Annotated in this window: 12 protein-coding genes and 2 pseudogenes; 9 read left to right on the top strand and 5 right to left on the bottom strand. The window is 68.9% G+C overall.

Annotated features, from left to right (window positions below):
* Positions 1–748: 748 nt before the first annotated feature.
* The 4 genes from O3X23_RS00220 to O3X23_RS00205 all read right to left on the bottom strand — a co-directional run bounded on the left by O3X23_RS00220 (position 749) and on the right by O3X23_RS00205 (position 4,556).
* Positions 749–1,834, bottom strand: a complete 1,086-nt coding sequence (locus O3X23_RS00220; protein ID WP_269268916.1) for a phage major capsid family protein — start codon at positions 1,832–1,834, stop codon at positions 749–751.
* A gap of 76 nt (positions 1,835–1,910) precedes the next feature.
* Positions 1,911–2,282, bottom strand: a complete 372-nt coding sequence (locus O3X23_RS00215; RefSeq protein WP_269268915.1) for a hypothetical protein — start codon at positions 2,280–2,282, stop codon at positions 1,911–1,913.
* The gene (locus O3X23_RS00210; RefSeq protein ID WP_269268914.1) at positions 2,279–2,566 is read right to left on the bottom strand and encodes a hypothetical protein; all 288 of its coding nucleotides are present in this window, start codon (positions 2,564–2,566) and stop codon (positions 2,279–2,281) included. Before O3X23_RS00210 ends, O3X23_RS00215 begins: the two co-directional genes overlap by 4 nt.
* A gap of 439 nt (positions 2,567–3,005) precedes the next feature.
* Entirely contained in the window at positions 3,006–4,556 is a 1,551-nt protein-coding gene (locus tag O3X23_RS00205) for a recombinase family protein (protein WP_269268913.1), read from the bottom strand.
* A 45-nt stretch (positions 4,557–4,601) separates the two neighbouring features.
* Here O3X23_RS00205 and O3X23_RS00200 point away from each other — a divergent pair.
* The 6 genes and pseudogenes from O3X23_RS00200 to O3X23_RS00175 form a co-directional block, all read left to right on the top strand.
* Positions 4,602–4,916: pseudogene (locus tag O3X23_RS00200) on the top strand (ATPase, T2SS/T4P/T4SS family); the annotation flags it as partial.
* Positions 4,913–5,839, top strand: a complete 927-nt coding sequence (locus O3X23_RS00195; protein WP_269268912.1) for a type II secretion system F family protein — start codon at positions 4,913–4,915, stop codon at positions 5,837–5,839. The pseudogene O3X23_RS00200 and the gene O3X23_RS00195, both read left to right, overlap by 4 nt.
* Entirely contained in the window at positions 5,836–6,633 is a 798-nt protein-coding gene (locus O3X23_RS00190) for a type II secretion system F family protein (RefSeq protein WP_269268910.1), read from the top strand. The genes O3X23_RS00195 and O3X23_RS00190 overlap by 4 nt, the downstream gene beginning before the upstream one ends.
* Before the next feature lie 52 nt (positions 6,634–6,685).
* Positions 6,686–6,883, top strand: a complete 198-nt coding sequence (locus O3X23_RS00185; RefSeq protein ID WP_443047643.1) for a DUF4244 domain-containing protein — start codon at positions 6,686–6,688, stop codon at positions 6,881–6,883.
* Between the two features lie 106 nt (positions 6,884–6,989).
* Entirely contained in the window at positions 6,990–7,283 is a 294-nt protein-coding gene (locus O3X23_RS00180; protein WP_331283864.1) for a TadE family type IV pilus minor pilin, read from the top strand.
* Positions 7,280–7,585: pseudogene (locus O3X23_RS00175) on the top strand (Rv3654c family TadE-like protein); the annotation flags it as partial. The gene O3X23_RS00180 and the pseudogene O3X23_RS00175, both read left to right, overlap by 4 nt.
* A 38-nt stretch (positions 7,586–7,623) precedes the next feature.
* Here the strand turns inward: O3X23_RS00175 and O3X23_RS00170 are convergent.
* Positions 7,624–10,101 carry a DEAD/DEAH box helicase gene (locus O3X23_RS00170; protein WP_269268908.1) on the bottom strand — a complete coding sequence of 826 codons (2,478 nt, stop codon included), beginning with the start codon at positions 10,099–10,101 and terminating at the stop codon, positions 7,624–7,626.
* 163 nt (positions 10,102–10,264) lie between these two features.
* On the opposite strand from O3X23_RS00170, the gene bldG reads away from it, so the two are divergent.
* The 3 genes from bldG to O3X23_RS00155 all read left to right on the top strand — a co-directional run bounded on the left by bldG (position 10,265) and on the right by O3X23_RS00155 (position 14,006).
* The gene (gene bldG / locus O3X23_RS00165) at positions 10,265–10,606 is read left to right on the top strand and encodes an anti-sigma factor antagonist BldG (protein WP_138357092.1); all 342 of its coding nucleotides are present in this window, start codon (positions 10,265–10,267) and stop codon (positions 10,604–10,606) included.
* An 88-nt stretch (positions 10,607–10,694) separates the two neighbouring features.
* Entirely contained in the window at positions 10,695–11,126 is a 432-nt protein-coding gene (locus O3X23_RS00160; protein WP_269268907.1) for an ATP-binding protein, read from the top strand.
* 483 nt (positions 11,127–11,609) lie between these two features.
* A complete protein-coding gene (locus O3X23_RS00155) occupies positions 11,610–14,006 on the top strand; it encodes a sodium-translocating pyrophosphatase (RefSeq protein WP_269268906.1) in 2,397 nt (798 codons plus the stop codon).
* The last annotated feature ends 75 nt before the right edge of the window (positions 14,007–14,081 follow it).

Raw genomic sequence — 14,081 nt, 5'->3', positions numbered from 1 at the left:
ACTGGGCAACGACCAGTCCCGGCAATCAAGGCATCGTTTTTTCAAATTCCCACCCCTTATACGAGAAGAAGGCCCGGCAAGGGATAATCCCCTACCGGGCCCTGCGACCTACAGCACCATAATTGCGTTAGCGCCCCTCTGGTGCTTTGCTATCGCGGCACCCCTCGTTGCCTGCAAATAGTCCGACCGGCCTCCGTCGATAAGGCAGCCTCTACACCACACCCTCGCGTTGTCCGCATGGCGCCGCCCACCATCATTTACTGGCATCTCCCACAGGACGGCAACAGCCCCAGCGGGACCGAACCCACCGCATGCAGCGCACGGAACAGGATTGCTTGTGGCACCGAAGGCGATTACCCGAGCGGCAAGTTCAATGAGGATCGGCTCACGCGCTGGAGAAATCACCCGATGCGCTTGCCAGCGGATGAGCCGCCGAAGCTTAGTCATCTAGTCCCTTGCGCAGAATTGCTGCTTGTGTCATCCATTCCCTACACGGCTCGCACACTGAAGCGCGATCCGTGCCTTTCACCTCGGGCAGCACGATCCCCCATGACAAGCAGCGGGACACGTGAACCAGGTTCAAACTCTCCGGTGCGTGCAATTCCCCATCGGTGCAGATCCTTTGCATTGCGCAGGGCCATCCATCTTCGCCACGTCGTGAAGCTCGCCGGGTCAGGAAATCCCGGGCTGCACTGTCTCGTTTCTCCCGAAGAATCCGTTCTTCGCGGGCACAGTCAGCGCACACGAATCAAGCCGCCGAGTTGACGAGAATCTGCGCAAAGCCCGGAGCGGGAAGGCTTATGCCACCGATTCGAATACGCCCGGCGACAAACACGGAATCCGTATCAAAGGCTTCCGGCGCTAGCTCGGCCTTGATCACTTCTAGGTTCTGACGAACGGCCACGGCGGCTGATGCTAGATCAGCGACAATGACTGTGCCCGCAGGAATGGTTACCGTCCCATCAGCAAGCGGGGGCAGCGCCACCAATTCTGGCAGACGGTTCAGCTTCGTCCCGTCGATGGACTCGCTTAGCGCGGCAACGGTCGCCGAGTCCGCAAGGATCACGTCAGCGGCACCGCCAGCGTCAGTAATCCGAGCAACGGCGCCGAGGAGAGCGGAAAGGTTGAACGCCGCGACGTCTGTGGAAACACTCACGCCGTCCGTCAGAAGGCCCGTCACGGTGTTCTCGCCGTCCGTGGCACCGTTCACTAGAGCTCGGTCGACAGAGCGCCCCACAGCGGCAGCAATGGACACTCTTAGCGTCTCCTCTGCGGGCAGCATGTCGGTAAGCGTCGTCTTGTCGACGGACGCGCTCGCAACAATTTTGACGACCGTAGCCAGGTGACCCTTTACGACCTGCTTCGTGAAGTCGCTTTCACCATCTCTGCCAATGACCTCAGCGGTCATGGGTTCAGCCTGGGCGATATAACCGCGTGCCTTCGTGAAAGGAACCGCATTCACTCGCTGTAGCAGCCTTGAGCCGCGACCAGCAGCATTGAGCACGGTCGGAATAGGCGTGTTATCCAGCGCGGCAGCCGCGTACTCGGTGTCTCGCATTTCGCCCAGCCGGACTCCGAGCACGCGTGCATCTTCGAAGGTGCGGTTAGACGGCTCTACGGGGAACCAGGAGGGCCCCTGTGCGGCACGCTGGGCGCGTTCGTCGTCGGCGTCAGACGTGATACCGGACTTCACCGCGCGGTCAGCCTCCGCAATAGCGGTGAGAAGTTCCTGCTGCCGGAATGCGCTCGGCGCGGGCGTGCGGCGAAGCTCTGTAATGGCCTGATCGCGGCGGAGAAGGTACTCAGAGAGAGCGACGGCATTAGTAACGGTCATTAGTCTATTCCTTGCTTTAGGGGTGCCTACTCAATTGAGTAAGTGTGTTGCGCGAAGCGCTGGGGTTACCGCTCGATCATTTGCTGTGTTTCTGCGAGTGGAACAGCAGAAAGGCGCGTCGATGTGCTTCGCGCTGACGCTTCTCAACGGATCTTTTTTCCACGCTCACGCGATCCCAGGCGGCACGTTCAAGGCGCGGAATGGCCGGACGGAATCCCTCCGAGTCCTGCGCATGGGTCGCGTCGTACACCTGGTGGCAGGAACGGCACAGCGTTATGTACCGGTTCGGATCGTCGCTATAGGTCAGTCCGGCCGGCGAAATTTGCGGGCTGGGGTCCGTGTGGTCGTAGGCGTTATCCGACGCGGTAAGCCCGCACCATTGGCAAGGCCAAAGTGAAGCTGGGCCGAAATAACGTCTTACGCGGGCGTGTGCGGCTGAATAGCTCACGCGCGATTCTCCGCAATCCCGAGCCCGGGGATTAGTCCCGCCTTTCGCGCCACCCGAGCTTCCAATGTCGCCCGGCCGAACTCGGCGGCAGCGCTAAGAAGGTCCGCAAGATCCGGCAGCAGCGGGTGAGGCTTTCCCTGCGGGTACGGCCCGTCAGCGATCACCGTGTCTGCCATCACGGCGAGAATTGCGTTCACCTTGCCCCGCACGGAACCGGCGCGTTGGTCGGAAAATCCGGGTGTTGAACGAGTCGGCGGCATGGCGTCGAGTGGGGTTGCGCTCATGGTGGCTCCTTGGGTTACGAAAAAAGGGCCGTCCCGGTCTTCCCCAAGCGTCAGCAAGGGAAGACCGGGACGGCCCAAGATTGAATGTGTGCGGCTGACGTTCGCACAATGCGGGGCGAGGGCGATGAAGACGGGCCAGGAGCAAACCCGGAACCGTCTTCATCGCGTTACGCGCGCCCCACGCGGAGAGCTAGTTTCACCCTGTATCTAGGGAGCTGATTGCCTACGCCGCTGAGCCGCGCGGGGATGACGAAGTGACGTAGTGACAGGCAGTTTTGTATCCGGCTATATAGCTTTACTTTTTTCTATGTACGGTTCCTAGCTATACGTCATTTCGTCACTTCGTCACTGTGCGGCCCGCTGAGGGCATGAAAAGGCCCCGCCCGACCACTAGGGCCGAACGGGGCTGCGAGGGCGCTACGGGCCGGACACTGCCGGACTACGCGTTAAGTGCCTCCTCAAGGGCTATGGCCTCAAGGGCTGCTGCTGCCGGGCTTTGCTCCCGCCACCACTCCGGACCGTCATAGTGGGGCTGCACACGATCCGGGTCGAACCTCCTCGGCGCTCCGGGCGTTGCTGGGCGGATGACTATCCGTGCCCCCAGGTCCCGCAGCAAACCGCGCCGCCCTTCGTCGTTCCGGGCCTCCCATGCATCTGCGACACTGCCGCCAGCGCTAACCCAACGTCCTTCGGCGTGTGCCGCTTCTTGTTGCAATTCTGCTTGTCGCTTCTCAAGTGCCTTGATTTGCGCGATGACAATGCGCGTCGCACTGCCGTTCGGGTCAAGCTGGGCAAGGTTTCCCGCCAGGCGCTCAATTTGGCCCGTGACCTCTGAGAATTGCAGGACCGCACTCCCGTCCGGCTCAGCCCAGCGCATGAGCGCTATGCCACCGAATTTTTTGAGGTAGTCGGCAGCCACCAGGTCTTCTAGATGCTGGGCCGTGAGCACGTTGGGCTTATGGGTACCGGTCTTTCCTACGCCGTTGGGGCATACGTACGTGCTGTAATCCTTTCCTTGTACGGCGCGGCGCTGCCGATACATAGGCCCGGCGCACTCGGAGCACTGGGCCACGTGCAACAGCATCGCCTTTCCGCTCCGCTCACTGCCGCGCCCCTTGGACTTACCGTCGATGACAGCGCGTACGGCTGACCACACCTCGGCGCTGAGAATTTCCGGTCCTGCTGATACAGGCTTTCCCTCAGCGTCTAGCACCGGCTGATTAGTCAGCGCGCTCCGCTTCGTTCCGGGCACCGCCTGAATGAGCCACCCCCGAACGGCTGGGGTGTAAAGCACATCGCGCAGGGTGGTGGAATGCCACCGCTGATCGCGAAGCTTCCGCCCGTCGCGCTTACGTGCGTGGTCCGCCGGGGGTAGGATTCCGCGTGCGTTCAGTTCCCGTGCTAGCCCCGTGAGTGTCCCGCCTTGATTGATAAGCCGATCGGAGCACTCTCGGATGACCCCTGCTGCCTCTTCGTCAATGATCCAACGCTTGTTGTTGATCGGCCCGCTTACGGCATATCCATACGGTGCCAATCCTCCTAGGTGGTTGCCCCGAGCCCGGAAATACTTTTTTGAGTCCGTGATACGTGACTTGATCATGTCGCGTTCGTACTCAGCGAATGCGGCGAGAACGTTGATGATGATGGAAGCGTTCTCCGGTGACACCACGCCGTCGGCCGTGATGATCGTCGTGTTCGTGGAGTTGGCTGCGCGCAAGAGTCGCTGAAACTCCAGAACGCTTCGCGCGTACCGGTCGAGCTTTGCGGACAGCACGAAGTCAACGCGCGGAAGCCAGGAAAGGACCTCGCGCATTCCGGGCCGGTCTTCGAGTCGGGTTGCTCCGCTGACGTTGGTGTCGGTGGCGACGTGCACCACTTTCCATCCGCGCTGTTTGGCGTACGCCTTGCACGCTGCGATGCGGTGGTCGGGTGCCTCCTCGGCGAAGAGACGAGATAGACGGTCGTAGATCACGCAGGTTTGCTGGCTCACACCGGGCCCCTAGTGAGTCGATCGCCTATGCAGTGCTAGGCGAGACACCCGGGCGGTTGCGGCACGGTTCACGCGAACGCGGCCTGCGACGTTCCGGCCCGGCTGGAGGCGCTCGGTTCGACCGCCGGGCTCGACCGGGCCGCCCTGCACAGCCAGTTGGCGGCGGCGCTGTCCGTCATCGTCCATCTGGCCAGGGACCGGTCGGGGGTGCGCAGGGTCTCCGAGATCCATGTGCTGGAACGCCGCGCGGACGGACTGGTGGTGACCGTTCCGGCCGTGGTGTGCGGAGCTCACGGCGCGGGGCAGCGGGGGCCGGGCTGGGCCCGGCTGGCGGCCCTGTGCGAGCGGGGTGCGTCATGAGGGCCGGGACGGTCCCGGTGGCCCTGTGGGCGGCAGTGCTCTGCGCCGGAGCCGCCGGGTGGCTGATGTACGGAGGGGACGCCGTTCTGCGCCGAGCCAGGGTGCTGCTGGCCGGCGGGCAGCGGCCGGGCATCGCGTGGACGTGGGGGCCCGGGGTGTGGCGCGCGCCGATCGCCCGCGGGCAGGCGCTGCTCGCACCGCTGCGGGAGCGGTTGGGGTGGCGGATCGGACGGGAACTGCTCTGTCTGCCCGGTGGATTGCTCCTTGCTCTGATGGCGCATTCGGTGCTGCCGGCGCTGGCCGGAGCGGCGGCTGTGCCGCTGGTCGGCCGCCAACTGCGGGAAAGGGCGCGGCGGGCGGGGGTGGAGTGTCGCGTGACCGCGGTGGGCGTCCTCTGCGGCACGGTCGCCGGTGATCTGCGGGCCGGGAGGCCGCCGCACACCGCGCTGGCGGGAGCGATCGAGGACGACGGCTGGCCGCACGCCCCCGAACTGACGGACGCGGCGCGGCTGCTGCTGGCAGCCGCCCGGTTCGGCGGGGACGTCCCGGAGGCGTTGCGGGCCGCGGCACGCCAGGAGGGGGCCGAGGGGCTGGCGGCGGTCGCCGCCTGCTGGCAGGTCGCCGTCGACGGCGGCGCGGGACTGGCGGCGGGCCTCGACCGGATCGCCGCCGCGCTGCGCGCCGAACGCGACCAGCGGGAGGATCTGCGCGCCCAACTGGCCGGGCCCCGCTCGACCGCGCTGATGCTGGCCCTGCTGCCGCTCTTCGGCGTGGTGCTGGGCGCGGGCCTGGGGGCGGATCCGGTGGGGACGCTGCTGGGCACTCCGACAGGGCTGGCCTGCCTGCTGGCGGGCGGCCTGCTGGAGTGGGCGGGGCTCGCCTGGACCGGACGCATCGTGCGGTCCGCCGAGGAGTCCTGGTGAACGGCGATGGCGTCCACAGCCTGGGGACAGCTGTCTCGGTCGGCGCCGCCCTCCTGTGCGTCGTGGTGACGCTGATCGAGACCCGGCGGGAACGCGCCGCGCTCGGCAGGCTCCGGCTGTTGTTCGGGGTGGGGGTCGCCAAGAGTCCCGGAGCCGCGTGGTGGACCAGAGGGCCCGCGCTGCGGACCTGGGGTCCGGTGGCGGCGGTGGCGCTCGGCGTGGCCGTGTTCGTCGGAGGGTTCGCGGGATGTGTGACCGGTCTGCTCGCCGCGTACGGGATGCGGCGCCGGCAACGCCGGTCACGGGCGGCGGCCGGCGGTCACCGCCGCGATCGGGACGCCGGGCGTCAGCTGCCGCTCTGCGCCGACCTGCTGGCCGCCTGCCTCGCGGCGGGCGCCCGGCCGAGCGACGCGGCGGAAGCGGTCGGCCGCTCCCTCGGCGGGCCGTTGGGCGACGGACTCATACGGGTCGCCGCCGAGGTCCGGTTGGGCGGCGACCCCGAGCGGTGCTGGGAACGGTTCGGCCGGCTGCCCGCGGCCAAGGGGCTCGCCCGCTGCCTGGCGCGCGCCTCGCACACCGGAGTGGCACCGGTCCAGGAGGTGGCACGCCTGGCGGCCGACTACCGGGCGGCACGCGGTCGTTCGGCGCTCGCCAGGGCCCGGCGCGCGGGAGTGCTGGCCACGGCCCCGCTCGGCCTGTGTTTTCTGCCGGCCTTCCTGCTCGTCGGAGTGATTCCGGTGGTGATGGGGCTGACGGCGGGGATCCTCGCCGGCGGCTCCGGCCAGGGCCCGTGAGACCGCGGCACACGAACGTCAGTCAACGCATATCGATGCAAGGGGGAACGTCATGATGGTCCGAATGCTCCGCGCGACGGCCGAACGGCTTCGGTCGACCAGGGACGCGGGAATGACCACGGCGGAGTACGCCGTCGGCACCCTGGCGGCCTGCGGATTCGCCGCCGTGCTCTACAAGATCGTGACCAGCGGCGCGGTGAAGTCCGCGCTCAGCGGCCTCATCGAGAGGGCACTCGATGTGTCCTTCTGAGGATCGGCCCGAAGGGCTCTCCGAACGGCCGGCGAAACCGCCCTCCCGGCCACCGTCCGGCAGGACGCGGTGGGGCGAGCGGGGGTTCGTCACCGCGGAGGCCGCCGTGGCGTTACCGGTCATGGTGCTCTTCACCACCGTGCTGCTGGCCGGGCTGATGGCCGTGGCGGCACAGATCCAGTGCGTGGACGCCGCGCGGGCGGGCGCACGGGCCGCGGCCCGGTCCGAGCCGGATGCCGCCGCTGTGGCGGCGGCCCGCTCCGCCGCTCCGCGGGGAGCCGCGGTGTCACTGGCCCGCGACGGTGAACTGGTCAGGGTGCGCGTCACCGCCCGGGCACCGCTGCTGGAGGTCGCGCTGCACGCCGAGGCGGCGGCGCTCGCCGAGGACACGATCCGGTGAGCGGCGGGCGGCGGGGCGGGGACCGGGGCTCGGCGACGATCTGGGCCGCGCTGCTCATAGGGGTGCTGTGCCTGGCGTTCGCCGCGGTCCTGGCCATGGGCCAGGCGATCACCGCCCGCCACCGGGCGGGCGGCGCGGCGGATCTCGCGGCTCTGGCCGCGGCCGACCACGCCATGGACGGCCCGGCGGCCGCCTGCGCGCGGGCTGCCCGGACGGCGGCGGCCCAGGGCGCCCGGCTCGTCCGGTGCACGGTGACGGGCGGGATCGCGGACGTCACCGCCGCCGTCGGCCCGGCACGGGTCCGCTCCCGCGCCGGCCCCGCCTCCCCGGGCCCGACGCCTCACCCTCCGGGCGGGACCGGGCCGGCTTCCGGCGCCGTACGCGGGTCGACCCGCGGACCGGCATCTGAGTCGGCACCTGAGTCGGCACTTGCATCGAGGGCTGAGCCGGCACCCGCTCCGGGATCCGTCTCGCGGGCCAGCAGGCAGTCCAGGAGACGGACGGCGGCCCGTTTGTCCAACGGCTCGTTGCCGTTGCCGCATTTGGGGGACTGGACGCAGGAGGGACAGCCGAACTCGCACTCGCAGGAGGCGATGGCCTCCCGGGTGGCGGTGAGCCAGCCGCGGGCCGTGTGGAACGCGCGCTCGGCGAAGCCCGCACCGCCCGGGTGGCCGTCGTAGACGAAGACGGTGGGCAGACCGGTGTCGGCGTGCAGCGGGATCGAGACGCCGCCGATGTCCCAGCGGTCGCAGGTGGCGAAGAGCGGGAGGAGGCCGATGGAGGCGTGTTCCGCGGCGTGCAGGGCGCCGGGCAGTTCCTCGGGGTGGATCCGGGCGGCTTCCAACTGGTCGTCGGTGACGGTCCACCACACCGCGCGGGTGCGCAGCGAGCGCGGCGGGAGGTCGAGTTTGGTCTCGCCGAGCACTTGACCGGTGATCAGCCGACGGCGCAGGAAGGAGACGACCTGATGGGTGACCTCGACCGATCCGAAGTGGACGCGGGCCGCTCCCCAGGACTCCTCCAGGTCGGTGGAGAGGACGGAGACGGAGGTGTTCTCCCGGGCCGTGGTCGAGTAGTCGGGGTCGGCCTCCCCGACCAGGGCCACCGCGTCCTCGAGGTCCAGGCGCTCGACCAGATACGTCCGGCCCTGGTGGAGATGGACCGCGCCGTCGTGGACCGAGGCGTGGGCGGAGGCGTCGTCGACGGTGCCGAGCAGCCGCCCGGTGGCGGACTCGACGACCTGGACGGCCTTGCCGCCGGCGCCCCGGATGTCGGTGAGATCGGCGGCGCGCTCCCGGCGGGTCCAGAAGTAGCCGCCGGACCGGCGCCGCAGCAGGCCGCGGCGTTCCAGTTGCGGGAGGAGAGCGGCGGTCTCGGGGCCGAAGAGCGTCAGATCGTCGTCGGTGAGAGGGAGTTCGGCGGCGGCCGCGCACAGATGGGGGGCGAGGACGTAGGGGTTGTCGGGGTCCAGCACCGTGGACTCCACCGGGCGCTGGAAGATCGCTTCGGGGTGGTGGACGAGATAGGTGTCGAGCGGGTCGTCGCGGCCCACGAGGATGGCGAGGGCGCCCTGCCCGGCGCGCCCGGCGCGGCCCGCCTGCTGCCACATCGAGGCGCGGGTGCCGGGATAGCCGGCCAGCAGGACGGCGTCGAGTCCGGAGACGTCGACACCCAGCTCCAGGGCGGTGGTGGAGGCCAGACCGAGGAGCCGGCCCGAGTGCAGGTCGCGTTCGAGGGCGCGGCGCTCCTCGGGGAGGTAGCCGCCGCGGTAGGCGGCGACCCGCGAGGGCAGCGAGGGGTCGACGGCGGCCAGCTTCTCCTGGGCGATCAGGGCGATCAGCTCGGCGGCACGCCGGGAGCGGACGAAGGCGACAGTGCGGGTGCCCTGGACGACGAGGTCGGTGAGGAGGTCGGCGCACTCGGCGGTGGCGGTGCGGCGGACGGGCGCGCCGTGCTCGCCGCTCATCTCGGTCAGCGGCGGTTCCCAGAGGGCGAAGGCCAGTTCGCCGCGCGGGGAGGCATCGTCGGTGACCTCCACGACCTGGACGCCGGTCAGACGGCCGGCGGCGGCCGCGGGATCGGCGGCGGTGGCCGAGGCGAGCACGAAGACCGGATCGGCGCCGTAGTGGGCGCACAGCCGGCGCAGCCGCCGCAGCACCTGGGCGACGTGCGAGCCGAAGACACCCCGGTAGGTGTGGCACTCGTCGATGACGACGTAGCGCAGCCGGCGCAGGTACGAGGCCCAGCGCGCGTGGGCGGGGAGGATGCCGCGGTGCAGCATGTCGGGGTTGGTGAGGACGTACGTGGCGTACTGGCGGACCCACTCGCGTTCCTCGAACGGAGTATCGCCGTCGTACAGCGCGGGACGGATCGCCGAACCGAGGGGTCGGGCGAGTGCGGCGACCGCTCGCCGCTGATCCGCTGCGAGGGCCTTGGTGGGCGCCAGATAGAGCGCGGTGGCCCCACGGCCGTTCGGAGCCTCCGAGCCGTCCAGGAGGGCGCTGAGGACCGGGGCGAGGTAGGCGAGGGACTTGCCGGAGGCGGTTCCGGTGGCGACGACCACCGATTGGCCGCGCATCGCGTGGCCCGCGGTGACCGCCTGGTGCTCCCAGGGGCGGTCGATACCGGCCGTCCGGATGGCGTTCAGCACCTCCGGACGGATCTGATCAGGCCAATCGGCATGGCGACCCACCCGCGGGGGCAAGTGCTCCGTATGGGTGATGCGTGCGGCTCGGCCTGCCCCCGTGGCGAGCCGCTCGAGAACGGTGCGGGGGGACGGGCGGCCATGCGCCGACTGCGGAAGTTGATCCTTAGCCATCGACACTCAGTGTGTCACCGGCATGACGGACAATCGCAGGAAGGCGTCGTGCTGGCCCGCTGTGAAGTGATTGAATGCCATCGCGGCTGCCGATCCGTACCCTCCCCTTCGACGGGGAGGTTCCCGGGGGCGACGCCGCTCGATGCAAGGTGCTGGAGGATCCGTGGACCTGTCCCTGTCGACTCGAACCGTTGGCGACCGTACGGTCGTCGAGGTCGGCGGCGAGATTGATGTGTACACCGCGCCCAAGCTGCGTGAGCAGCTGGTAGAGCTGGTGAACGACGGCAGTTATCACCTGGTTGTGGACATGGAGGGAGTCGATTTCCTCGACTCCACCGGTCTGGGTGTGCTGGTCGGCGGTCTCAAGCGGGTGCGGGCGCACGAAGGCTCGCTGCGCCTGGTGTGCAACCAGGAGCGCATTCTTAAGATTTTCCGGATTACCGGCCTGACCAAGGTGTTCCCGATCCACACCTCGGTCGACGAGGCTGTCGCGGCGAACGACTGATCATCCCGATCGTCGCAGGACGGGGGTACCGGGCGGTTTCGTCGCCCGGTCCCCTGTGATGCCCACCCATAGGAGCGAGGGGGAGGCCATGCCCACCGTAGAACTGCTCTTCAGCGCTCAGCCCGAGCACGTGCGTACCGCACGGCTCGTAGCGGCTGCGGTAGCGCGCCGGGCGGGGGTGGACGAGGCAGTCCTTGACGAGGTGCGGCTTGCCGTGGGCGAGGCGTGCAGTCGAGCTGTCGGCCTGCACCTGAGCAACGGCGTGGACCGGCCCGTGCGGGTCCTGCTGACCGAGGAGGAGAAGAAGTTCTCCATCGAGGTCGGCGACGAGTCACCGGGCTCGCCGGCGGGCTCCGTCCCGTCGGCCCGGGGGTCCGGCGCCGACGAGTCCGACGAAGAGGGCGAGATGGGCCTGGCCGTCATCAGCGGCCTGGTCGACGATGTCGAGGTCACCGTGGGCGAGCACGGCGGGATCATCCGCATGAGCTGGCCGACGGCACCTGTTGCCGTGCTCCCCTAGGACACGCACCGCTCCTCAGGACCCACCCCGAGCCTCCGCATGCCCCGGCTCAGGAACCCACGCGTCCCGAAGCGCCTCGACACGCCCGGGTGCGTTCCGCGATGACTGCCCGTCGCGCCTCACCCGAACAGCCCAACCGCGGCGGGTGAAACGGCCGCCCCGCGCCCCGGCGCCCGGTGGGCCGCCACGCACGCCCGCCACGCACGCCCGTCGCGCTGCCCCGACGCCGTCCTCGCGTCCTGCCGCGTCGCCTCCGTGCCCCCCGCGCCGCCTCCCCCGCGCCCGATTGTTCACCGCATTCGGTGGTTTACGCGCCGGTGGGGAATTCCGGCTTCCTCGACACAGGCGAATTCTGATCCCGCGCACTGTTTTGATCTAGTCCCGCTCCCTACAATCCGTCCATCTTTGCTCAGCTCGCTGAGCGTCGCGGCTGTGGGAGTCGCAGGAGCCGCGCGCCCATGCGCCAAACGTCAAGGAGGACGAATGGCGGGGCCACTTACCCCTCACACGCACGACATCGCTCAGGCACTGGCCGCCGGGCCGGTACTGACCGACGGCAACCGGAATCTCGTACTGATCATCGTGGTGGTCGCACTGGCGGCACTGGCGCTCGCCGGAGTGCTGGTACGTCAAGTGCTCTCGGCGGACGAGGGCACCGACAGCATGAAGCGCATCGCGGCTGCCGTGCAGGAAGGCGCGAACGCCTATCTCGCCCGGCAGTTCCGCACTTTGGGGATCTTCGCCGTAGCGGCGTTCTTCCTGCTCATGCTGCTGCCTTCGGACAACACCTCGCAGCGAATCGGCCGTTCGGTGTTCTTTCTCGTGGGCGCCGTATTCTCGGCGGTCACCGGCTATGTCGGCATGTGGCTGGCGGTGCGCGCCAATGTGCGCGTGGCCGCGGCCGCCCGGGCGGCCACGCCCGCGCCCGGTGAGCCGAAAGCGGATCTGACCGATGTCTCGCACCGCGCGATGAAGATCGCTTTCCGCACCGGTGGTGTGGTCGGCATGTTCACGGTGGGCCTCGGCCTGCTGGGCGCCTCGGTCGTCGTGCTCGTCTACAAGGCCGACGCGCCCAAGGTGCTGGAGGGCTTCGGATTCGGCGCGGCCCTGCTCGCGATGTTCATGCGTGTCGGCGGCGGCATCTTCACCAAGGCCGCCGACGTGGGCGCCGACCTGGTCGGCAAGGTCGAGAAGGGCATCCCCGAGGACGACCCGCGCAACGCCGCGACCATCGCGGACAACGTGGGCGACAACGTCGGTGACTGCGCCGGAATGGCCGCCGACCTCTTCGAGTCCTACGCCGTCACCCTGGTGGCCGCACTCATCCTGGGCAAAGTGACGTTCGGCGACGCCGGACTGGCCTTCCCGCTGCTGATCCCCGCGATCGGCGTGCTCACCGCGATGGTCGGCATCTTCGCGGTCGCGCCGCGCCGCTCCGACCGCAGCGGGATGACCGCCATCAACCGCGGCTTCTTCATCTCCGCCGTCATCTCCATGGTGCTCGTCGCCGTGGCGGTCTACCTCTATCTGCCGGCCACCTACGCCGAGCTGAAGGGCGTCCCGGCCGACATCGCCGCCCACCCGGGCGACCCGCGCGTCCTCGCGCTCGTCGCGGTCGCCATCGGCATCGTCCTCGCCGCGCTCATCCAGCAGCTCACCGGCTACTTCACCGAGACCAGCCGGCGTCCCGTCCAGGACATCGGCAAGTCCTCGCTGACCGGCGCGGCCACCGTCGTCCTGGCCGGCATCGCCATCGGCCTGGAGTCGGCGGTCTACTCGGCGGTGCTGATCGGGCTGTCGGTCTACGGGGCGTTCCTGCTCGGCGGCACCTCGGTGTGGCTCGCGCTGTTCGCCGTCGCCCTGGCGGGCACCGGCCTGCTCACCACCGTCGGCGTGATCGTGGCCATGGACACCTTCGGCCCGGTCTCCGACAACGCCCAGGGCATCGCCGAAATGTCCGGGGACGTGCACGGCGAGGGTGCCCAGGTGCTCACCGACCTGGACGCGGTCGGCAACACCACCAAGGCCATCACCAAGGGCATCGCCATCGCCACGGCGGTGCTCGCGGCCACCGCGCTCTTCGGCGCGTTCAAGGAGGCGATCGACACCGCGGTCGCGGGAGCCCACATCTCCCCGTCGGACCTGCGATGGCTCAGCCTCGACATCTCGCAGCCGAACAACCTCTTCGGGCTGCTGCTCGGCGCGGCCGTCGTGTTCCTCTTCTCCGGCCTCGCCATCAACGCCGTCTCGCGCTCCGCGGGCTCGGTCGTCTACGAGGTGCGGCGGCAGTTCCGCGAGCACCCAGGGATCATGGACGGCACCGAACTGCCGGAGTACGGGAAAGTCGTCGACATCTGCACCAAGGACGCGCTGCGCGAGCTGACCACCCCCGGCCTGCTCGCCGTCCTCGCACCCATCGCGGTCGGCTTCTCCCTCGGTGTCGGATCGCTCGCCTCGTACCTGGCCGGCGCGATCGGCACCGGCACCCTGATGGCGGTGTTCCTGGCCAACTCCGGTGGTGCCTGGGACAACGCCAAGAAGCTGGTCGAGGACGGTAACCACGGTGGCAAGGGCAGCGAGGCCCACGCCGCGACCGTCATCGGTGACACGGTCGGCGACCCGTTCAAGGACACCGCCGGCCCGGCGATCAACCCGCTGCTCAAGGTGATGAACCTGGTGGCACTGCTGATCGCCCCGGCGGTGGTGAAGTTCTCGTACGGCGACGACGCGAACCTCGCGGTCCGCATCACGGTCGCGGTGGTCTCGATCGCCATCATCGTCGGCGCGGTCTACAACTCCAAGCGGCGTGGCATCGCGATGGAGGACGGCAACAACGCCTCGACGCCGGAACGCTCGGCCGATCCGGCGTCGGTCTCCTAACCGGCCCGGACCCACGGATCCGGGCACCTGATCCGGACTCCCTGATCCGGACCGACGTCACGTCAGAACGGCGGC

Origin of the sequence: Streptomyces sp. H39-S7 (genome assembly GCF_027158205.1) — a bacterium.
Lineage (GTDB): Bacteria > Actinomycetota > Actinomycetes > Streptomycetales > Streptomycetaceae > Actinacidiphila.
This window is presented reverse-complemented; position numbering and strand designations above follow the sequence as displayed.

Coding starts and splice junctions, on each gene's coding strand:
- O3X23_RS00210 (WP_269268914.1), bottom strand. CDS start 2,566: ATGAGCGCAACCCCACTCGACGCCATGCCGCCGACTCGTTCAACACCC.
- O3X23_RS00220 (WP_269268916.1), bottom strand. CDS start 1,834: ATGACCGTTACTAATGCCGTCGCTCTCTCTGAGTACCTTCTCCGCCGC.
- O3X23_RS00185 (WP_443047643.1), top strand. CDS start 6,686: ATGATGGTCCGAATGCTCCGCGCGACGGCCGAACGGCTTCGGTCGACC.
- O3X23_RS00195 (WP_269268912.1), top strand. CDS start 4,913: ATGAGGGCCGGGACGGTCCCGGTGGCCCTGTGGGCGGCAGTGCTCTGC.
- O3X23_RS00160 (WP_269268907.1), top strand. CDS start 10,695: ATGCCCACCGTAGAACTGCTCTTCAGCGCTCAGCCCGAGCACGTGCGT.
- O3X23_RS00170 (WP_269268908.1), bottom strand. CDS start 10,101: ATGGCTAAGGATCAACTTCCGCAGTCGGCGCATGGCCGCCCGTCCCCC.
- O3X23_RS00155 (WP_269268906.1), top strand. CDS start 11,610: ATGGCGGGGCCACTTACCCCTCACACGCACGACATCGCTCAGGCACTG.